Origin of the sequence: Streptomyces sp. NPDC087844 (assembly GCF_044742785.1) — a bacterium.
In the GTDB taxonomy this organism is placed as follows: domain Bacteria; phylum Actinomycetota; class Actinomycetes; order Streptomycetales; family Streptomycetaceae; genus Streptomyces.
On the sequence record NZ_JBIUVD010000018.1, the window covers coordinates 17,110 to 38,316 of the forward strand.

General features: G+C 70.6%; 15 protein-coding genes. 10 read left to right on the forward strand and 5 right to left on the reverse strand.

Translation table 11 applies throughout. The features are described from left to right. The first annotated feature begins 180 nt into the window (after positions 1-180). Both radA and disA read left to right on the forward strand, forming a co-directional pair. Positions 181-1,590, forward strand: a complete 1,410-nt coding sequence (gene radA / locus ACIOKD_RS29585; RefSeq protein ID WP_402090049.1) for a DNA repair protein RadA — start codon at positions 181-183, stop codon at positions 1,588-1,590. Positions 1,591-1,660: 70 nt separating this feature from the next. Further along, the gene (disA, locus tag ACIOKD_RS29590; RefSeq protein WP_402090051.1) at positions 1,661-2,785 is read left to right on the forward strand and encodes a DNA integrity scanning diadenylate cyclase DisA; all 1,125 of its coding nucleotides are present in this window, start codon (positions 1,661-1,663) and stop codon (positions 2,783-2,785) included. Positions 2,786-3,086: 301 nt separating this feature from the next. Here disA and ACIOKD_RS29595 read toward each other — a convergent pair whose 3' ends face one another. Continuing rightward, a complete protein-coding gene (locus ACIOKD_RS29595; protein ID WP_402090053.1) occupies positions 3,087-3,932 on the reverse strand; it encodes a hypothetical protein in 846 nt (281 codons plus the stop codon). A 212-nt stretch (positions 3,933-4,144) separates the two neighbouring features. Here ACIOKD_RS29595 and ACIOKD_RS29600 point away from each other — a divergent pair, with 212 nt between their 5' ends. From ACIOKD_RS29600 to cseC, 6 genes are all read left to right on the forward strand, one after another. Further along, the gene (locus ACIOKD_RS29600; RefSeq protein ID WP_402090055.1) at positions 4,145-5,074 is read left to right on the forward strand and encodes an A/G-specific adenine glycosylase; all 930 of its coding nucleotides are present in this window, start codon (positions 4,145-4,147) and stop codon (positions 5,072-5,074) included. A 257-nt stretch (positions 5,075-5,331) separates the two neighbouring features. Continuing rightward, on the forward strand, positions 5,332-5,946 hold the full coding sequence (locus tag ACIOKD_RS29605; RefSeq protein ID WP_402090057.1) for a SigE family RNA polymerase sigma factor: 615 nt from the start codon (positions 5,332-5,334) through the stop codon (positions 5,944-5,946). Beyond that, positions 5,934-6,608, forward strand: a complete 675-nt coding sequence (locus ACIOKD_RS29610; RefSeq protein ID WP_402090059.1) for a hypothetical protein — start codon at positions 5,934-5,936, stop codon at positions 6,606-6,608. The genes ACIOKD_RS29605 and ACIOKD_RS29610 overlap by 13 nt, the downstream gene beginning before the upstream one ends. 140 nt (positions 6,609-6,748) lie before the next feature. Further along, the gene (gene cseB, locus ACIOKD_RS29615) at positions 6,749-7,480 is read left to right on the forward strand and encodes a two-component system response regulator CseB (RefSeq protein WP_402090061.1); all 732 of its coding nucleotides are present in this window, start codon (positions 6,749-6,751) and stop codon (positions 7,478-7,480) included. Positions 7,481-7,541: 61 nt separating this feature from the next. Beyond that, positions 7,542-7,718, forward strand: a complete 177-nt coding sequence (locus tag ACIOKD_RS29620) for a hypothetical protein (protein WP_402090063.1) — start codon at positions 7,542-7,544, stop codon at positions 7,716-7,718. Further along, positions 7,718-9,016, forward strand: a complete 1,299-nt coding sequence (cseC, locus tag ACIOKD_RS29625; RefSeq protein WP_402090065.1) for a two-component system sensor histidine kinase CseC — start codon at positions 7,718-7,720, stop codon at positions 9,014-9,016. Before ACIOKD_RS29620 ends, cseC begins: the two co-directional genes overlap by 1 nt. 491 nt (positions 9,017-9,507) lie before the next feature. Here cseC and ACIOKD_RS29630 read toward each other — a convergent pair whose 3' ends face one another. Next, complete coding sequence (locus ACIOKD_RS29630) at positions 9,508-11,232, reverse strand: MDR family MFS transporter (RefSeq protein WP_402090067.1); 1,725 nt, start codon at positions 11,230-11,232, stop codon at positions 9,508-9,510. Positions 11,233-11,509: 277 nt separating this feature from the next. Here ACIOKD_RS29630 and ACIOKD_RS29635 point away from each other — a divergent pair, with 277 nt between their 5' ends. Beyond that, a complete protein-coding gene (locus tag ACIOKD_RS29635; protein ID WP_402090068.1) occupies positions 11,510-12,094 on the forward strand; it encodes a TetR/AcrR family transcriptional regulator in 585 nt (194 codons plus the stop codon). Between the two features lie 97 nt (positions 12,095-12,191). Here ACIOKD_RS29635 and ACIOKD_RS29640 read toward each other — a convergent pair whose 3' ends face one another. Both ACIOKD_RS29640 and ACIOKD_RS29645 read right to left on the reverse strand, forming a co-directional pair. After that, entirely contained in the window at positions 12,192-12,908 is a 717-nt protein-coding gene (locus ACIOKD_RS29640; RefSeq protein WP_402090070.1) for a M23 family metallopeptidase, read from the reverse strand. A 448-nt stretch (positions 12,909-13,356) separates the two neighbouring features. Continuing rightward, positions 13,357-14,895 carry a carboxylesterase/lipase family protein gene (locus ACIOKD_RS29645; RefSeq protein ID WP_402090072.1) on the reverse strand — a complete coding sequence of 513 codons (1,539 nt, stop codon included), beginning with the start codon at positions 14,893-14,895 and terminating at the stop codon, positions 13,357-13,359. A 217-nt stretch (positions 14,896-15,112) separates the two neighbouring features. On the opposite strand from ACIOKD_RS29645, the gene ACIOKD_RS29650 reads away from it, so the two are divergent. Further along, entirely contained in the window at positions 15,113-18,250 is a 3,138-nt protein-coding gene (locus ACIOKD_RS29650; RefSeq protein ID WP_402090074.1) for an NACHT domain-containing protein, read from the forward strand. A 187-nt stretch (positions 18,251-18,437) separates the two neighbouring features. On the opposite strand, the gene ACIOKD_RS29655 is transcribed toward ACIOKD_RS29650, so the two are convergent. Then, positions 18,438-20,966, reverse strand: a complete 2,529-nt coding sequence (locus tag ACIOKD_RS29655) for an ATP-dependent Clp protease ATP-binding subunit (protein ID WP_402090076.1) — start codon at positions 20,964-20,966, stop codon at positions 18,438-18,440. Between the last annotated feature and the right edge of the window lie 241 nt (positions 20,967-21,207).

The window sequence follows — 21,207 nt, forward strand, 5'->3', positions numbered from 1 at the left end:
ATTTAATCCATACGGGTGAAACGATCCCTCAAACGAGGGCAGGAGCCCCGTACTCCGTGTCGTGTCCCTGTCGCACCGCCCATGAAAAGCAGCCGGTTTGCGAAGGGTGCCCTGTTATCGACAGCGGGTGTCGAACGGGCCGTCACCGCTCTGTCAGTGGCGGCGGTTACGGTTCGTGTCATGGCTGCCCGTACGAAGACCGCGAAGGACCGGCCGTCCTACCGCTGCACCGAGTGCGGCTGGCAGACGGCCAAGTGGCTCGGCCGCTGCTCCGAGTGCCAGGCCTGGGGGACGGTCGAGGAGTACGGCGCGCCCGCGGTGCGTACGACGGCCCCCGGCCGCGTCACCACGAACGCGCTGCCCATCGGCGAGGTCGACGCCCGTCAGGCGACCGCCCGCTCGACCGGTGTGCCCGAACTGGACCGCGTGCTCGGCGGCGGCCTCGTACCGGGCGCGGTGGTGCTCGTGGCGGGCGAGCCGGGCGTCGGGAAGTCGACGCTGCTGCTGGACGTGGCGGCCAAGGCGGCGAGCGACGAGCACCGCACGCTCTACATCACGGGTGAGGAGTCGGCGAGCCAGGTCCGGATGCGCGCCGACCGCATCAAGGCGATCGACGACAACCTCTTCCTGGCTGCGGAGACCGACCTGTCGGCGGTCCTCGGCCACCTGGACGCGGTGAAGCCGTCCCTGCTCATCGTCGACTCCGTACAGACGGTGGCCTCTCCGGAGATCGACGGGGCCCCCGGAGGCATGTCGCAGGTCCGCGAGGTGGCCGCGGCCCTGATCCGCGTCTCCAAGGAGCGCGGCATGGCCACCCTCCTGGTCGGCCATGTCACCAAGGACGGCGCCATCGCGGGACCGCGTCTCCTGGAGCACCTCGTGGACGTCGTCCTGAGCTTCGAGGGCGACCGGCACGCGCGCCTCCGACTCGTACGAGGCGTCAAGAACCGGTACGGCACCACGGACGAGGTCGGCTGCTTCGAGCTGCACGACGAGGGGATCACCGGGCTCACCGACCCCTCCGGCCTGTTCCTCACCCGCCGGGCCGAGCCCGTCCCCGGCACCTGTCTGACCGTCACCCTCGAAGGCCGCCGCCCGCTGGTGGCCGAGGTGCAGGCGCTCACCGTGGACACCCAGATCCCCACTCCGCGGCGTACGACGTCCGGCCTGGAGACCTCCAGGGTCCAGATGATGCTCGCCGTCCTGGAGCAGCGCGGCCGGATCAGCGCCCTCGGAAAGCGGGACATCTACACCGCGACGGTCGGTGGCGTGAAACTGTCCGAGCCCGCCGCGGACCTCGCTATCGCGCTCGCGCTGGCCAGCGCGGCGAGCGACACCCCGCTCCCGCAGAACCTCGTCGCGATCGGTGAAGTGGGGCTCGCGGGCGAGGTCAGACGGGTCACGGGCGTCCAGCGCAGACTCGCCGAGGCCCACCGTCTCGGCTTCACCCACGCTCTTGTTCCGAGCGACCCGGGCAAGATCCCTGCCGGTATGAAGGTCCTGGAAGTCGCCGACATGGGAGACGCGCTGCGGGTCCTCCCGAGGTCGCGTCGGAGAGACGCCCCACGGGACGAGGAAGAGCGCCGGTAGACTTTGCCCAGGTCTCGCCCGTCCGTACGAACCGAGGGCGCCCTCATCAGCCTGCGACCGGAGGAGTGCAGTGGCAGCCAACGACCGGGCAGCAGTTCCCGGCAAGTCCGGCGGGAGTTCCGGCACCGATGGCCTGATGCGCACGGCTCTCAGCGCTGTGGCACCCGGCACAGGGCTGCGTGACGGCCTGGAGCGCATCCTCCGCGGCAACACCGGCGGGCTCATCGTGCTCGGCTGGGACAAGACCGTCGAGGCCATGTGCAGCGGCGGATTCGTGCTGGACGTCGAGTTCACCGCGACGCGGCTGCGCGAGCTGTGCAAGCTCGACGGCGGCATCATCGTCGACAAGGACATCACCAAGATCCTGCGGGCCGGCGTGCAGCTGGTCCCCGACCCGACCATTCCCACCGAGGAGACGGGCACGCGGCACCGCACGGCGGACCGGGTGAGCAAGCAGGTCGGCTTCCCCGTCGTCTCCGTCTCCCAGTCCATGCGCCTGATCGCGCTGTACGTGGACGGGCAGCGGCGGGTCCTGGAGGACTCGGCCGCGATCCTCTCCCGCGCCAACCAGGCGCTGGCCACGCTGGAGCGGTACAAGCTGCGGCTCGACGAGGTCGCGGGCACGCTGTCCGCGCTGGAGATCGAGGACCTGGTCACCGTCCGGGACGTGTCGGCGGTGGCCCAGCGCCTGGAGATGGTGCGCCGGATCGCCACAGAGATCGCCGAGTACGTGGTGGAGCTGGGTACGGACGGGCGGTTGCTCTCCCTCCAGCTGGACGAGCTGATCGCCGGGGTCGAGCCCGAGCGGTCGCTCGTCGTGCGGGACTATGTGCCCGAACCGACCGCGAAGCGTTCCCGCACGGTGGACGAGGCGCTCTTCGAGCTCAATGCGCTCACTCATGCCGAACTGCTCGAAATGCCCACCGTGGCGCGGGGGTTGGGTTACACCGGGTCGCCCGAGGCGCTCGACTCCGCGGTGTCGCCGCGCGGGTTCCGGCTGTTGGCGAAGGTGCCGCGGCTGCCCGGCGCGATCATCGACCGGCTGGTCGAGCACTTCGGCGGGCTGCAGAAGTTGCTCGCGGCGAGTGTGGATGATCTGCAGACCGTGGACGGGGTCGGGGAGGCGCGGGCGCGGAGCGTGCGGGAGGGGCTTTCGCGGTTGGCGGAGTCGTCGATTCTTGAGCGGTACGTGTAGCCGTCCGGCGGTTTGGCGTGGCCCTCGGCGGCCGGGGGGCGGCTCCGCTTTTTGGGCGCGGGCCGGTGGGGGCTGGGTGCGCAGTTCCCCGCGCCCCTAAAGGCAAAGGGCACGGGGTCGGCGTGTGAACCTCCTTGCCTCGCGCCCCGCTGACTCAGGGACGCGGGGTCGGCGTGTGAACGTCGCTGCCCCGCGCCCCGCCGGCTTGGGGGCGCGGGGAACTGCGCGCCCAGTGCTCACGGGGACCGCACCCGAAAGCTGAGCCCGGGCGACCCGGGGCGGCGGCGCGGGCGGGTCGGTGTCAGTCCTTCTTCAGGACGAAGGACGTCTGGGACTTGGGGAGGCCGGCGGGCTTCGCTTCGACCAAGTACGTGCCGGAGGTGGCCGAGAGGGCCGGCGGGGTCGCGCACTGCGGCGCGCTCGCCTTACGGTTCCATTCGACCGTGCGGATGACCTGGTCGTTCGCCGGGATGCGGAACAGGACGCTCGCGGCACCCGCCGGGCAGTCGGCCGAGGACCAGATCTCGTCGTCGCTCTTCGCCTGAGTGATCGTCAGGACCGCGCTCTTCGGACCGAGATCGAGCTTGCAGTCGCTGCTTGAGGAGTTCTTCGCGATCAGCTCGAAGGCGGGCTTCTCGTCGGGCGTGTAGGAGTTGTGGACGCTGCGCAGCGTCAACTTGACCGAGCCGGGGGTGCAGTTGGGGAGGCTGGACCCGGCCGGAACCGTGTCACCCGAGCCACCGCCACCCTCGCCGTCGTCCCCGCCGCCACCGCCGGAGCCGGAGCCGGAACCCGAACCGGCCCCGCCCGCACCGGAATCGCCCGACCCGCCGGAGCCCTCCGACCCTCCCGAACCCGAACCCCCGGAGCCTCCCGAACCTTCGGAGCCGCCGTCGCCCGACTCGTCGCGCCCGCCCGGGGCTTGGCTGATCGCGGACTCCGAGTCCGAGGGGCCGGGTGTGATCGACGCGGTGGGGTTCTTGCCGTTGGACCCGTCGGCGTCGTTCTTGCCTCCGCCTCCGCCGTCGGAGGTCACCACCCAGGTGACCAACAGGGCCATCACGGCGAACATGGACGCCAGAATGGCCCTCCGTCGCCAGTAGATGGAGGAGGGAAGCGGCCCGACCGGATTGCGCAGAGATCCCACGGCGCAAACTGTACGAGAGATCGGGGAGTTCACTGTCCCCACCCGCCGTCAACGGCCCCAACTTTTTCCGATCATCAGCCCGGGACGACCCCGGGGACCGGTTCAGGGGCGCGGGGAACGGCGCGTCCAACCCCCACCGGCCTGCGGACAACACACGACGCACCCCGGCCAGACCTCCACACGCGCCGCCGCGTGAAAGAATCGGCCGTGCCATGACTGCGCCCACGAAACCCACGATCCCCGCCCAGGCCGACACACCCGAAACCGTCGGCGACAACCTGCACGCCCCCGTCATCGACTGGTTCGAGGAGAACGCACGCGACCTCCCGTGGCGGCGGCCCGACGCGGGCCCGTGGGGGGTGATGGTCAGCGAGTTCATGCTGCAGCAGACACCGGTGAGCCGCGTGCTCCCGGTGTACGAGCAGTGGATGGCCCGCTGGCCGCGACCCGCCGATCTCGCCGAGGACACGCCGGGCGAGGCCGTCCGCGCCTGGGGCCGCCTCGGCTACCCGCGCCGCGCCCTGCGCCTGCACGGCGCCGCGGTCGCCATAACGGAGCGGCACGACGGCGACGTACCCACGGAGCACGCGCAGCTGCTCGCGCTGCCAGGCATCGGCGAGTACACGGCGGCGGCGGTGGCCTCGTTCGCGTACGGGCAGCGGCACGCCGTCCTGGACACGAACGTGCGGCGTGTGTTCGCGCGGGCCGTCACCGGGGCCCAGTACCCGCCGAACGCCACGACCGCCGCCGAACGGAAGCTCGCCCGCACGCTCCTGCCCGACGACGAGCGCACGGCCGCGCTCTGGGCCGCCGCGTCCATGGAGCTCGGCGCCGTCGTCTGCACGGCGAAGAACGAGACGTGCGTACGGTGCCCGATCGCCGCCCTGTGCACCTGGCGGCTGGCCGGGAAACCCGCGTACGAGGGACCGCCGCGGCGCGGGCAGACCTACGCGGGTACGGACCGGCAGGTGCGCGGCCGGCTGCTCGCCGTACTGCGCGAGGCGGTCACCCCCGTCCCCCGGTCGGCCCTCGACCGTGTCTGGGACGAACCGGTGCAACGGGCCCGCGCCCTGGACGGACTGGTCGCCGACGGACTGGTCGAACCGCTCGCCGGCGGTCTGTACCGGCTCCCGCAGAGCTGACCCACAGGCTCCACCGAGCCCGGTGACAGAGCCGCGGCGGGCAAAACGCCCCGTACCCGCTCCAGTCGGCACCTCGTCTTACCCAGGCCCTACTTCCGTTACACAACCTATGGACAGCCGAGCGCTCGTCGCATGCTCGCTCGGACAACCCCGTGACAACAGCTCCGTAACTTCAGTGCCGTACCGCGGACCAGCGGTACGGCAGGCAACGGACAGCCGGCAGCACCCAGGCCGGAACGGGGACGGAGGCGGTTGGAATGGCGCACGGCGAGGTGCTTGAGTTCGAAGAGTACGTACGCACTCGGCAGGACGCGTTGCTGCGCAGCGCACGCCGCCTGGTCCCCGACCCCGTCGACGCCCAGGACCTCCTGCAGACCGCGCTGGTGCGGACGTACGGACGCTGGGACGGCATCGCGGACAAGCGCCTCGCCGACGCCTATCTGCGCCGCGTCATGATCAACACGCGTACGGAGTGGTGGCGGGCCCGCAAGCTGGAGGAGGTTCCCACCGAGCAGCTGCCGGACGCGAGCGTGGACGACTCCACCGAGCAGCACGCGGACCGCGCGCTCCTGATGGACATCCTGAAGGTGCTGGCTCCCAAGCAGCGCAGCGTCGTCGTGCTGCGACACTGGGAGCAGATGTCCACGGAGGAGACGGCCGCCGCCCTCGGTATGTCGGCCGGCACGGTCAAGAGCACACTGCACCGGGCGCTCGCCCGGCTCCGCGAGGAGCTGGAGCGCCGGGCCCGTGACGAGAACGATGTGCACAGCGAAGTGATGAGCGACGGAAACAGCGGCCGGAACAACGACCGGAACGGCAAGCTCGGCGTACGCGTGCCGGAGCGTGAGGAGCGGGAGCGTTGCGCGGCCTAGACCCAGCGGCTCCGCGGGCCCGTGGGGTCCGCAAGGCGGTGATCACGGCAGCGGTCGTGCTCGCCGCCCTCGGCCTTTCCGTGTCCGCCTGCGCCACGGGCGGCACCGGCGCCCGGGACGAGGGCCCGGCCCTGTCCGACTCGGTCGCCGGGAGCACCCCGGACCCGGCCCCCTCCGTCTCGGCCTCGGCCTCGGCCCCGACCCCGGCCACTCCCGACCGGGTGGACGCGGTACGTCTGGTCAGGGCCGACCCCGGCGTCAGTACGGCGGTCAAGCGCGACCTGAAGCCGTGCGTCGGCGACGAGTACCCGGTCGACGTGTCGTACGGCAACCTCACCGGCGGCTCCGCGACCGACGTCGTGATCAACGTGATGACCTGCGGGGACGCGGTCGGCGTCGGCTCGTACGTGTACCGCGAGGAGGGCGACGAGTACAAGAACGTCTTCCGCGCCGAGGAGCCCCCGGTGTACGCGGAGATCGACCGGGGCGACCTGGTGATCACCCAGCAGGTGTACGAGAAGGACGACTCGGTGACGTATCCGTCCGGCGAGGAAGTGATCACGTACCACTGGACGGCGACCCGCTTCACCGAGCGGGCCAGGACGCACAACGACTACAGCAAGGTGGTGGGCGGCGAGTCGGCGGCCCCCTCCGCTCAGTAGTCCCGCACGGCGCGATCATCCGTGGTCCGGCACCGCGCAACCACGCAACCACGCAAGCGATCGACAGACCGATCAACCGACCGACCGACTGACCGACACACGCTCACCGACCGACCGACCGAGAAAACGAGAGCACCCGGATGGCAGAGCACACCCATGTCCTGTTCGTCGAGGACGACGACGTCATCCGCGAGGCCACCCAACTCGCTCTGGAACGCGACGGCTTCGTGGTCACCGCCATGCCCGACGGGCTGTCGGGGCTGGAGGCGTTCCGCGCGGACCGGCCCGACATCGCGCTCCTCGACGTGATGGTGCCGGGCCTCGACGGGGTGTCGCTGTGCCGCCGGATCCGCGATGAGTCGACCGTTCCCGTGATCATGCTGTCGGCCCGCGCCGACTCCATCGACGTCGTCCTGGGCCTGGAAGCGGGCGCCGACGACTACGTGACCAAGCCCTTCGACGGGGCCGTGCTGGTCGCACGCATCCGGGCCGTGCTGCGGCGCTTCGGACACGCGAGCGGGTCGCGCTCCGCCGACGGGAGTGACGGTACGTCGGCCGAGCACGGCGGCGGTGTGCTGACCTTCGGCGCGGGCTCCGGTTCCGGCGAACTGGAGATCGACACGGAGGGCATGGAGGTGCGCAGGGGCGGCGCCCCCGTGTCACTGACGCCCACCGAGATGCGGCTGCTCCTGGAGTTCTCGTCCTCGCCCGGTACGGTCCTGTCGCGCGACAGGCTTCTGGAGCGGGTGTGGGACTACGGCTGGGGCGGTGACACCCGGGTCGTCGACGTCCATGTGCAGCGGCTGCGCACGAAGATCGGCCAGGACCGGATCGAGACGGTCCGCGGCTTCGGCTACAAGTTGAAGGCCTGAGCGGAGCGGACGATGCGGGGGACGAGCGGCGACCCGGCCGACGGGCAAGATGAGTTCGGCGATGACACGCATGAGGGTGGGCACGAGCACGGTGGACGGGTCGCTCGGGCCGGACGGGTTCTTCGGGGCGGACGGGTCGCTCGGGCCGGACGGGTCGTTCGAGCCGGACGAGTTGTTCGGGCCGGACGAGTTGTTCGGGCCGGTGCGGCCGGGCGGCGCGAGAGACTCGGGCGCCTGATGCCGCGTACGGGGATCAGATGGAAGCTGAGCGCCGCCATCGCGGCGGTCGGAGCGCTGGTGGCCGTCGCACTGAGCCTGGTCGTGCACAACGCCGCCCGGGTCTCGATGCTCGACAACGCGCGCGACCTCGCCGACGAACGCGTCCAGATCGCGCAGCGCAACTACGAGGCGTCCGGGCGGCCGAACTTCCCCGGCGTCAGGATCGACGACCCCGCCCTGCCGGAGGACCTGCTGGCGAAGGCGACGGCCGGGCGCCGGGCGACCTATGTGACGGAGCACTCCGACGGCGTGCCCGACATCTGGGCGGCCGTACCGCTCAAGGACGGCCGCATCCTGTCGCTGCACACGAACTTCACCGACCGCAGCACGACCGTCCTGAAGGATCTCGACGAGGCGCTGCTCATCGGATCGATCGCGGTCGTCTTCGGCGGCTGCGCACTCGGCGTGCTCATCGGCGGCCAGCTCTCGCGGCGGCTGCGCAAGGCGGCCACGGCGGCCCGGCGGGTCGCGCAGGGCGAACCGGATGTGCGCGTACGGGACTCCATCGGCGGGGTCGTGCGCGACGAGACCGACGATCTCGCACGGGCCGTGGACGCGATGGCGGACGCGTTGCAGCAGCGCATCGAGGCCGAGCGGCGGGTGACCGCCGACATCGCGCACGAGCTGCGCACTCCGGTGACCGGGCTGCTCACCGCGGCCGAGCTGCTGCCGCCGGGGCGCCCCACGGAACTCGTACGGGACCGGGCGCAGGCGATGCGTCAGCTGGTCGAGGACGTGCTGGAGGTGGCCCGGCTGGACAGCGCGTCCGAGCGGGCCGAGTTGCAGGACATCCTGCTGGGCGAGTTCGTGACCCGGCGGGTGATCGCACGGGACCCCGGGATCATCGTCCGGGTGGTCCACGAGTCGGCGGTCACCACCGACCCGCGCCGCCTTGAGCGGGTCCTCATCAACCTGCTGGTCAACGCCGCCAAGCACGGCAGGCCACCCATCGAGGTCACCGTCGAGGGCCGGGTCATCCGGGTCCGCGACCACGGCCCCGGCTTCCCCGACGCGCTGCTGGCCGACGGTCCCAGCCGTTTCCGCACCGGCAGCAGTGACCGGGCGGGGCACGGGCACGGTCTGGGGCTCACCATCGCGGCGGGGCAGGCGCGGGTGCTGGGGGCGCGGCTCACGTTTCGCAATGTGCGGGCGGTGGGGGTGGCGGAGGGGGTTCCCTCGGAGGGGGCGGTGGCGGTGCTGTGGCTGCCGGAGCATGCCCCGACGAACACGGGCAGTTACCCGATGCTGCCGGAATGACCTGCTCCAGGGGCTGCCGCCCCGGCCCCCTTTGTCCTCGAACGCCGGACGGGCTGGGGGGGAGGGTGGCGGTGCCGGGCTTGGGCTGCGGGCCGGTGAGGGCTGGGCGCGCAGTTCCCCGCGCCCCTGATAACGGGGCTGCGCCCCCGTTCTCAGGCTGGCCGCGTGCTCGGCGCCCACGCATCCCACCCCTCCGACGCCCCTATCCAGCCCCTCCGGCGTTTGAGGAGCGGGGGTTCGGGGGCGGGAGCCCCTGAGCCTGTCGGCCGTCCAGCCCCTCCGGCGCTTGAGGAGCGGGGGTTCGGAGGCGGGAGCCCCTGAGCCTGTCGGCCGTCCAGCCCCTCCGGCGCTTGAGGAGCGGGGGTTCGGAGGCGGAGCCCCTGAGGCAGGGAAGGGAATGGGTAGGGCGGCCGGGGGCGGAAAAAGGCCCCCAGTCCCGGACACCGTCCGAGACAAGGGGCCGTCAGGCCGAACCGCCGAGTCCCCCGGACTCAGACCGCCTCCACCGACTTCTCCCCGCCGGAGGCACCCGCACTCGCCCCCGGCCCCGCCCCCCGAAGCGGAACCTCCTTCACGAACACGGCCCCCACCAGCGCCACCACCGCGACAACCGCCCCCAGCAGGAACGCGGAATGCGTCCCGGACGCGACCGCGTGCTGGTACGCCTCCCGCGCGGCCACCGGCAACTTCGCCAGACTCGCCGCATCCAGCTGCGCCGACTGCTCGGTCATCTTGGACCCCAGCGCCCCGGCCCGCTCGGTCATCACGTCCTGGACGCGGTTGTTGAACAGCGCCCCCATGATGGCGACGCCGAAGGACGAGCCGAGCGTACGGAACAGCGTGGTGCTGGACGACGCGACGCCCATGTCCTTCATCTCGACACTGTTCTGCGAGACGAGCATGGTGATCTGCATCAGACAGCCCATGCCCGCACCGACCACGGCCATGTACACACCGGACGTCAGCCTCGACGTGTCGGTGTCCATGAGGGACAGCAGGTACAGCCCGACCACCATCAGCGCACTGCCCACGATCGGGAAGGCCTTGTAACGCCCGGTGCTGGTGGTCACCCGTCCGGCGACCATCGAGGTCACGAGCATCGCGCCGAGCATGGGCAGGAGCAGCAGCCCGGAGTTGGTCGCGGACGCGCCCTGCACCGACTGCTGGTACAGCGGCAGGAACAGCACGGCGCCGAACATCACGAACCCGGCGACGAAGCCGACGAGGGACATCAGCGTGAAGTTGCGGCTGCGGAAGATGTGCAGCGGCATGACCGGCGCGGCGGCCTTCGTCTGCACGAACAGGAAACCGATGAGGGCGGCGACCCCGATGCCGATCAGTTCCATGATCCGGGCGGAGCCCCAGGCGTACTCGGTCCCGCCCCAGGTGGTGACGAGCACGATCGAGGTGATGCCCACGGTGAGCAGCGCGGCGCCCAGATAGTCGATCCGCGCGTCCACCCGCTTCTTGGGCAGGTGCAGTACGGCACTGATGGCGATCAGGGCTATGACACCGAGCGGCAGGTTGATGTAGAAGGACCAGCGCCAGCCCCAGTGGTCGGTGATGGTGCCGCCGACCAGCGGTCCGCCGATCATGGCGAGGGCCATCACGCCGGCCATCATGCCCTGGTACTTGCCCCGCTCACGCGGCGGGATCAGATCACCGATGATCGCCATGACGCCGACCATCAGACCGCCCGCGCCGAGTCCCTGGATCGCCCGGAACCCGATGAGCTGGCCCATGTCCTGGGCCATTCCGCTGAGCGCCGACCCGATCAGGAAGAGCACGATCGACGTCATGAAGACGCCCTTGCGGCCGTACATGTCGCCGAGCTTGCCCCAGATGGGGGTGGAGGCGGCGGTCGCGAGCGTGTAGGCGGTGACGACCCACGACAGATGCTCCAGGCCACCCAGCTCGCCCACGATGGTCGGCATCGCGGTGCCGATGATCATGTTGTCGAGCATGGCGAGGAGCATCGCGATCATCAGCGCGAGCAGGACGACCCGTACGCTCCTGGGCTGCTTGCCCGCGTCCGCGGCGGCGTCCACGGCACCACCTTCGGCTGCCGATGCGGATGCCGCTGCGGATGCGGATGCCGCTGCCGACGCCTGGGACGTCGTCGCGGACTTCACCAGCGCATCCCCCGTCTCAGCCGACTCAGCCGACTCAGCCGGGTCGACCTGGTCGACCTGGTCGACCGGCTTTGCCGACTTCATCGGCTTGATCGGCCTCCGCAGCCTCCGTGGCCTCCCCGACCCGTCCGGAGCCGTTTCCGGCACCGCGTCCGCCGACTCCGCCTCATCCGCTGCTCCGGCCGCTCCGGCCGTCCTGGTGTCCGCCACTCTGCCCACTCCCCTGGGTACCGCACTGCTACTTACTTGCCGACCGGCAAGTTGACTACACTGGGGAAAGTAGACCCGTAACTAGCCGGGCGTCAAGTAAGTTTTTCTTTACCCACGCTGCGGCGTGCGACCAGGACGAGGGGCGGCCACGATGGGCGGCAGCAGGCAGCGGCGGCGTGGAGACACCCGCCAGCGCATCCAGGACGTGGCCGTCGAACTGTTCGCCGAGCAGGGCTACGAGAAGACGTCCCTGCGCGAGATCGCCGAACGGCTGGACGTCACCAAAGCCGCGCTCTACTACCACTTCAAGACCAAGGAAGACATCCTCATCAGCCTCTTCGAGGATCTGACGAGGCCGATGGACGAGCTGATCGAGTGGGGCAAGGGGCAGCCGCGCTCCCTCGACACCAAGCAGGAGTTGCTGCGCCGGTACAGCCAGGCCCTCACCGACGCGACCCCCCTCTTCCGCTTCATGCAGGAGAACCAGGCGACGGTCCGCGAGCTGAGCATCGGCGAGTCGTTCAAGGACCGCATGGTCAAGTTGCTGGACATCATCAGGGAGCCCCAGGCCCCACTGAAGGACCAGGTCCGCTGCGTGAGCGCCCTGTTCACCATGCACGCCGGGATGTTCGCCCTCAAGGACATCGAAGGCGACCCCGAGGACAAGCGGAAAGCCGTCCTGGAGGTCGCCGTCGAACTGGTCACGAGGGCACACTCGGGCCCGCACGACTCCTAGGTCCGTCAGAGACCGAACCTGAAGTCCGTCAGAGACCGATCCCGGGGTCCGTCGGAGACCGATCCCGGGGTCCGTCGGAAACGGGCCCTGAGGTCCGTCAGAGGCTGAGCCCCTTGGAGCGCAGGAAGGCGACCGGGTCGACCGCCGAACCGTAGTTGGCCGTCGTACGGATCTCGAAGTGCAGGTGCGGCCCGCTGGAGTTGCCGGTGTTGCCGGACAGCGCGATCCGCTGGCCGGTCTTCACGACCTGGCCGGCCTTCACGTCGACGCGGGACAGGTGCGCGTACTGCGAGTACGTGCCGTTGCTGTGCTTGATCACGACGGCGTTGCCGTACGCGGGCCCGTCACCGGCGCCGTTGCCGCCGGTCTTCACGACGGTGCCGCCGTGGGCGGCGACGACCTGGGTGCCGGAGGAGACGGCGAAGTCCTGGCCGGAGTGAGTGGACGACCACAGGTTGCCGGCCTGGGCGAAGCTCGCGGAGAGCCTGTACTTCGCGACCGGGTCGACCCAGGAGGACGCCTTCTTCGCGGCAGCCGGCTTGGCCGCGGCCTTCTTGGCTTCCGCCTTCTTGACCGCCGCATTATTGGCAGCGGCCTTGCTCTTCGTCTGCGCGGCCTTCGCCTGGGCGGCGGCCTGCTCCTGCACGGAGGCGGCGGCCGCACTCGACAGGGAGACCGCGCTCGGCTTGGCGTCCGCGGCGACCGCGACCCCGGCTCCGACGGCGGTCGAGACTCCCAGGCCGAGGGCCAGGACGGCCGCCCGGGCACGGAGCTGGGACGTGCCGGGTATGCGGGACGTGGTGCGCTGCGACATGGGGACTACCTCCGGGGGACGGGCAACGACACACCCGGCGCGCTGTCGGTGCGCCGGGCGGGGGTCATCCCTTGGTAACCCGTGCTCCCGCCATCCCCCAAAACCACCCTCTACGGCCTCAAGTCGTACTTGACCCCGAAACTTCCGACTCCTTGACAGAACCCCCGTTGAATACGAAACCTCTCGGTTTTCATCCAGAAGTCGGGTTTACTCCCACTTCAGACCTGCCCCTCACGGCCCGGACCCCACCTCGCCGACCACCCCGCCCACCCCGAAGGACCTCGGACCCACCCCCAGGGCCAAAGGTCCTTCTTGTCCACCCAGCGTTCGCCACTACCACCCCTAGTAGGGCGCGAAAGGCCTGTGCGTCATGTCACCGGGCGTCCCCACCCGGCGGCCACCGGATGTGACGCCCACCACCGGCCACCACCGGCCACCGCCGGACTGCCTACCCGAGCAGCGGCAGCGCCCCGAAGACGTGCTCCTGCCACAGCTCCCGCGACACCTCCTCCGGGTACGCCGTCACGGTCGGCCGCGTGTCGAAGAGCCGTACCGGCCGCCGATCGACGTCGTACGCCGGCCACCCGGGCCCCTGCCCCGCCGCGAAGCCCGTCCACGCGGCCCGGAACAGCGCCGACAGCTCCTCCGCCCCGGCGGGCGGCGCCTCCCCGAACAGCAACGCGGGCAGCCCACCGCGCAGGTTCCCGAAGACCAACGGCACATCGAGCCCGTGGCACGCCCCGAGCAGCCCGCCCATCCCGGGCGCCTCCCAGACCAGCTCGTAGACGTGGGCACGGCCGCCGCCCGCGACCTGGGCCTCTGCCAGATGCAGTGACGGCATCCGGAAGAGCCAGTCGGAGCGGACCAGCTCGTACAGCCCCGCCGCGTCGAGACCCGGGACGGCCTTCCGGTACGCCTCCTCGCCGCCCGAGCCGCCCGCGCCGCCCGCGCCGGGCGAGAACGTCCGCAGCGCCGCCGTCGCCCGGTCCTCCGGCAGCTCCCCGCCGAGCGTTCCGTCGAGTGCCATGAAGAGCCGGTACTCGTCCCGCGTATGGCCGGCGACCAGCTCGATGTCGCGGGCGGCTCCGGCCGCGAGCGCCTCCCAGGGCGCGCGGGGCAGCACGTCTCCGTCCACCACGGGCGCCAGCGGGATCGCTGTGTGCGCCAGCACTCCCCACCGGTGCGCGTACCGCTCCATCCGCGCCCCGACCGCGTCCGCCGCCGCGGGCAGCAGCCCCGGCTCGACCGTGGCCAGGTCGTCCACGGTCGGCCGCAGCCCCAGCTCCGCCGCGAACTCCCCGCCGACGTCCGCGGCGAGCGGGGCCGAGAGGAACGGGCCGGGCACGCTCTGTGCGACGGCCCGCCGGAAGAGCCCGGCCGCGCGCGGCATCGAGAGCAGCGCGGCGAGCGACCCCGCGCCCGCCGACTCGCCGAAGACCGTGACGCGGTCCGGGTCGCCGCCGAAGGCACGGATGTTGTCCCGCACCCATGCGAGGGCGGCGACCTGGTCGAGCAGTCCGCGATTGGCGGGCGCGCCCTCGATGTGTGCGAACCCCTCGATGCCGAGGCGGTAGTTGAGCGTCACCAGGACGACACCCTCCCCCGCCAGCCGGCCGCCGTCGTACTCGGGCAGACCCGACATCCCGATGACATACGCGCCCCCGAACAGCCACACCATCACCGGCAGGCCGGCGCCGGGGGCGGGATCGGGTGTCCAGACGTTGAGGGTCAGCCAGTCGCCGTCGTCGGCGCCCGGGGGCGCGAGCGCGTCCATGCCGAACGCCGCGGACTGCGGGGGCGGCGTCCCGAACGTGGTCGCCCGCCGTACGCCGTCCCAGCCCCGCGCGGGCCGTGGAGCCCCGAACCGCAGCGCGCCGACGGGCGGTTCGGCGAACGGGACACCCCGGAACACCGCCGTGCCCGCCCTGCCGGCCTCGCCCCTCAACACCCCGGCCTGCGTGCGGACCTCGGGTCGGTCGACATCCATTGCGGCTCCCTTCCAGGACAGTTCGGGACATCGCGCATCCTCCCGCCCGCCGGGTCGTACGGCCACCGCTTTTGCCGCGCCAGGACCCACGGTTCCGAGATCCACAGCCCCGAGATCCACAGCTCCGAGATCCACAGCTCCGAGATCCACGGACAGGGTCGCACCCGGCGGTTACGCTGACAGCCGCCAACCACCCACCACGCCTCGGGGGAGCGTCATGGAACCGGCAACCGTAGGCGTGCGGCTGGCGTCCAGCGTGGCCACGCCGCTCATCAGGAAACTCTTCGTGGCCGAGGGGCCGGGCGCGGGCCTGGTCGACAAGCCCGTACGCATCTCGTCCCGCGTCTCCTTCAGGGGCGAGCGGCACACGCTGAGCGAGCGGGACGTGACCAGGCTCGCCGTCGAGCTGGTCGGGCGGGCCGTCAGGGATGCCGTCGAACGGCCCGTGCCCGCCGACGAGGAACAGCCCGTCGTCCACGCCCTCGCCGACACTCTGCGCGCTCTCGGCGACCTCACCATGACGGACGTACAGGCCGTGGCGCTGGGCCACGCGGGTCTCGCCCTGCATCTGCGCCACACCGCGGGAAGCCCCGACCGGGATCTCGGCTTCGACGCGACCCTGTTCTACGAGCGCCTGCTCGACACGGCCTGTCTGCACATCCTGCACTTCTTCACCCAGCGCTCGACGTTCGTGGCGAGGACACTCGTCGAGCAGACGCGCAGGCAGGCCGAACTGATCGCGAAGGTGGACGAGTTGATCGCCCGTACGCCGCTGACCGGTGGGGACGACGCGGCGTTCGAGCGGCGCTTCCTCGCGTACACGGCGACGAAGCACAGCCGGCTCACCATCTACGGACTCGACCTGGTGAACTCGCCCGACCGGTGGCCCCTGGACGCCGCCTACCTCACCCTCCAGGCCCTGCGCCCCGCCACCGACGGCGAGGACGGCGGGGTGCTCGGCGCGCCCGGTCTCCCGCTCTCCGCCGAATACGCGCTGGTCGAGCGGGACCTGGTGCTGCTGCGTGGCGTGGCCGGCTCGGGCAAGACGACGCTGGTGCAGTGGCTCGCGGTGACGGCCGCGCGGGGTGAGCGCGGCGACCGGGTCCCGTTCGTCCTGCCGCTGCGCACGCTCGTCCGCCGTCCCGACGGACTGCCCGCGCCCGCCGACTTCCTCGCCGCCGCCCGCGTGCCCTTTCACGGCGCGGCGCCGGCCGGCTGGTCCGACCGGGTGCTGGCGGCGGGCCGCGGGCTGCTGCTCGTCGACGGCATCGACGAAATCCCCGAGCCTGACCGCGAGCGCACCCGCCGCTGGCTGCGCGATCTGCTCGACGCCTACCCGGGCAACCAGTGGCTGGTCACCTCACGCCCCTCGGCCGTACGCGAGAACTGGCTCGCCGCGGACGGCTTCACGGAACTCGCGCTCTCCCCGATGAGCCGCGACGACGTCACGGCGTTCGTCGAACGCTGGCACACCGCGGCCCGCGTCGACGCCCCGGACTCCGAACGCGAGACCGAACGGGAGACCGAACGACTCGCCGCGTACGAGTCCTCGCTCCTCGACGCCGTCCGCACCAAGCCCGACCTCGGCCGGCTCGCCACCAACCCCCTGATGTGCGCGCTGATCTGCGCCCTGCACCGGGACAGGCGCGGCTATCTGCCGCACGGACGGCAGGAGTTGTACGACGCCGCCCTCTCGATGCTTCTCGCGCGCCGCGACCAGGAGCGGGACATGCTCCCGCACGACACCGTCCAGCTCACCGAGCTGCCCCAGATCCAGCTCCTCCAGCGCCTGGCCTACTGGCTGATCCGCAACGGCCGGCTGGAGATGGACCGCGAGCGGGCCGAGCGGCTCATCGCGGACGCCCTGCCCGCCCTGCCCGCCGTCGCGAGCCAGGGAGACGCCCCCACGATCTACCGCCACCTCCTCCTGCGCAGCGGACTGCTCCGCGAACCCTCCCTCGGGACCGTGGAGTTCGTCCATCGCACCTTCCAGGACTACCTCGGCGCGAAGGCGGCGGTGGAGGACGGCGACTTCGGGCTCCTCGTCCGCAACGCCGCCGACTACCAGTGGTCGGACGTGATCCGCATGGCCGTCGCCCACGCCCGGCCCCGCGAACGCGCCGCCTTCCTGACCCAGTTGCTGGCCGCCGCCGAACAGGCCGGGCCCGCCGGGGGCACCCGCGTCCGGCTGCTCGCCCTGGCCGGCCTGGAGCACGCCACGGAACTCGACCCGGCGGTCCGGGCCGCCGTCGAGGAACAGGCGGCCACGCTCATCCCGCCCCGTACGGCGGAGGAGGCCCACGAGCTGGCCGCGGTGGGCCCGCTCGTACTGGAACTCCTGCCCGGCCCCGAGGGGCTGTCCGAGGCGGAGGCCAGGGCGGTCGTCGTCACCGCGTGCATCATCGGCACCGACGCGGCCATCCCGGTGCTGGCCCGCTTCCGCACCCACCCGTCCCTGTCGGTCCGCTCCCAGCTCACCTGGACCTGGCACCGCTTCGACCCCGAGCGGTACGCGGCGGACGTCATCGCCCATCTGCCGGAGGACGACCTGTACTTCACGGCTCACTCGGCGGAACACCTGCGGGCCCTGCGCTCACTCGGCGGGCGGCGGCGTCTCCAGGTCGAAGGAGACATCGAGGTCGCGGAACTGAGAACGTGCCTCCCACCGGACACGACGCTCCATCTCGTCCTGCGGGACAATCAGACCCTGCAGGACCTGAACTGGCTTTCCCCATTGCACCGACTCACGTATCTGGACATCAGCCACAGTCCGCACGTGGACGACCTCTCGCCCCTGGCCGACCTGCCTCTGCGGTGGCTGTCGTTGAACCACATGCCGCACCTGGAACGGTCTGGCGCGCTGGCGCCCCTTTCGGCCTCGGCGACCCTGCGCGAACTCGACACGGGCGTGACGCTCATGGGCACATCCCTCGACACCACGCTTCCACGTCACCTGCCGCTGACGTATCTCCGATTCACCAGACATGCCCTTGTGCACACCGGGCTGCGCGGCTTGAGCCGTATTCGCTCACTGAGAACGCTGAGCCTGGCAAGCCTCGACACACGGCTCACTGCCGCAGACCACGAAGAGGTCGCGCTCCTGTCTGACCTCAAGGCATTGCACCTCAACTGGACCGCGGCCCCGTGGATGGAAGGCCCCGTTCTGCCGGGCATCGAGCGACTCCGTCTCAACACTTTCACCGGAAACGAAGACCTCTCGACGGTACCGGCGCTGTTTCCCGGGTTGCGGTCGGTCACATTCGTACTCGCCCCCGGGGTGACGAAAGTGCCGGAGCGGACCCTCGCGCTCTTCCCGGACATGCACACCGTCGTGAGGATGCACACCGTCCTCTAGGCAACGCCACGGCAACCCCACGCCAACCCCACCTGGGCACCTCACAGTTACCGACCACTCAGATCGTCGCCACCCGACGGCCCCCCGCGCCCCCGCCCAGCCCCCGGCACGCCGATGGGGCCGGTGCTCGAAAGCACCGGCCCCATCAGCCGCTCGGTGAGCGGTCGTTCTCAGACGGACCCGGAGGTCACGCCTCCTTGCTCAGGTTGGGGCCTGCCCCACCTGCCGCCTGCTCGATCGGCGGAACGTCCGGCAGTGCGGCCTTCTCCTCACCGCGGAAGGTGAAGGTCTTCGCCTCACCCTCGCCCTCGGTGTCCACGACCACGATGTGACCGGGGCGCAGCTCACCGAAGAGGATCTTCTCCGACAGGGTGTCCTCGACCTCGCGCTGGATCGTGCGACGCAGCGGACGCGCGCCCAGCACCGGGTCGTAACCCTTCTTCGACAGCAGCTCCTTGGCGGACTGGGAGAGCTCGATGCCCATGTCCCGGTCCTTGAGGCGCTCGTCGACCTTGCCGATCATCAGGTCGACGATCGTGAGGATGTCCTCCTGCGTCAGCTGCGGGAAGACGACCACGTCGTCGACGCGGTTGAGGAACTCGGGCCGGAAGTGCTGCTTGAGCTCGTCCGCGACCTTGTTCTTCATGCGCTCGTAGTTGCTCTTCTTGTCACCCGAGGCCGCGAAGCCCAGGTTGAAGCCCTTGGAGATGTCCCGGGTGCCGAGGTTGGTCGTCATGATGATGACCGTGTTCTTGAAGTCCACGACCCGGCCCTGGGAGTCGGTCAGGCGACCGTCCTCCAGGATCTGCAGCAGCGAGTTGAAGATGTCCGGGTGGGCCTTCTCGACCTCGTCGAAGAGGACGACGGAGAACGGCTTGCGGCGGACCTTCTCGGTCAGCTGGCCGCCCTCCTCGTACCCCACGTAGCCGGGGGGCGAGCCGAAGAGACGCGAGACCGTGTGCTTCTCGCTGAACTCCGACATGTCGAGGGAGATCAGCGCGTCCTCGTCACCGAAGAGGAACTCCGCGAGTGCCTTGGACAGCTCGGTCTTACCGACACCGGACGGGCCGGCGAAGATGAACGAGCCACCGGGACGCTTGGGGTCCTTCAGACCGGCACGCGTACGACGGATCGCCTTCGACAGCGCCTTGACGGCGTCGATCTGGCCGATGACCCGCTTGTGGAGCTCGTCCTCCATGCGCAGCAGACGCGAGGACTCCTCCTCGGTCAGCTTGAAGACCGGGATGCCGGTGGCGGTCGCGAGGACCTCGGCGATGAGCTCGCCGTCGACCTCGGCGACGACGTCCATGTCGCCGGCCTTCCACTCCTTCTCGCGCTTGGCCTTGGCGGCCAGGAGCTGCTTCTCCTTGTCGCGCAGGGAGGCGGCCTTCTCGAAGTCCTGCGAGTCGATCGCGGACTCCTTGTCGCGGCGGACGCCGGCGATCTTCTCGTCGAACTCGCGGAGGTCCGGCGGCGCGGTCATCCGGCGGATGCGCATCCGGGAACCGGCCTCGTCGATCAGGTCGATCGCCTTGTCCGGCAGGAAGCGGTCCGAGATGTAGCGGTCGGCGAGCGTCGCCGCCTGCACCAGGGCCTCGTCCGTGATGGACACGCGGTGGTGCGCCTCATAGCGGTCCCGCAGGCCCTTGAGGATCTCGATGGTGTGCGGCAGCGACGGCTCCGCGACCTGGATGGGCTGGAAGCGGCGCTCAAGCGCGGCGTCCTTCTCCAGGTGCTTGCGGTACTCGTCGAGCGTCGTGGCACCGATGGTCTGCAGCTCACCACGGGCCAGCATCGGCTTCAGGATGCTCGCGGCGTCGATGGCGCCCTCGGCTGCACCCGCACCGACCAGCGTGTGCAGCTCGTCGATGAACAGGATGATGTCGCCGCGGGTGCGGATCTCCTTGAGGACCTTCTTCAGGCGCTCCTCGAAGTCACCGCGGTAGCGGGAGCCGGCGACCAGCGCGCCGAGGTCCAGGGTGTAGAGGTGCTTGTCCTTGAGGGTCTCGGGCACCTCGCCCTTGACGATGGCCTGGGCGAGGCCTTCGACGACGGCGGTCTTGCCGACGCCGGGCTCGCCGATGAGCACCGGGTTGTTCTTCGTACGGCGGGACAGCACCTGCATGACCCGCTCGATCTCCTTCTCGCGCCCGATGACCGGGTCGAGCTTGGATTCACGAGCGGCCTGGGTGAGGTTCCGGCCGAACTGGTCGAGGACGAGGGACGTCGAGGGCGTGCCCTCGGCAGGACCGCCACTGGCGCCGGCGGTCTCCTTGCCCTGGTAACCGGAGAGCAGCTGGATGACCTGCTGCCGCACCCGGTTGAGGTCGGCTCCCAGCTTGACCAGGACCTGGGCGGCGACGCCCTCACCCTCGCGGATCAGGCCGAGCAGGATGTGCTCCGTGCCGATGTAGTTGTGACCCAGCTGAAGGGCCTCGCGGAGCGAGAGCTCCAGGACCTTCTTGGCACGAGGGGTGAAGGGAATGTGACCGGACGGAGCCTGCTGGCCCTGCCCGATGATCTCCTCCACCTGCTGACGGACCGCCTCAAGTGAAATCCCGAGGCTCTCCAGGGCCTTAGCGGCGACACCCTCACCCTCGTGGATCAGGCCCAGGAGGATGTGCTCGGTGCCGATGTAGTTGTGGTTGAGCATCCGGGCTTCTTCCTGAGCCAGGACGACAACCCGCCGCGCGCGGTCGGTGAACCTCTCGAACATCGTTAATCGCTCCTCAGAGCGGTCAGGCAGTAAGGGGACGCTCCCCTCCCTGTCCTTCCGCAGCTTAGTCCCGCAAGCGGGGACCGCTCATTCCAACTGCCGACACCGGACCGAGAACCAACACAGCCTCCTGACCCCGAACGCCGACATCTGCTCCAACCTGATGGTGGTGGGCGATGTTCCCGCAGGCCAAGCAGATACCCCCACCATCAGTACGCCGATGGCGAACGTGAGATGCCCG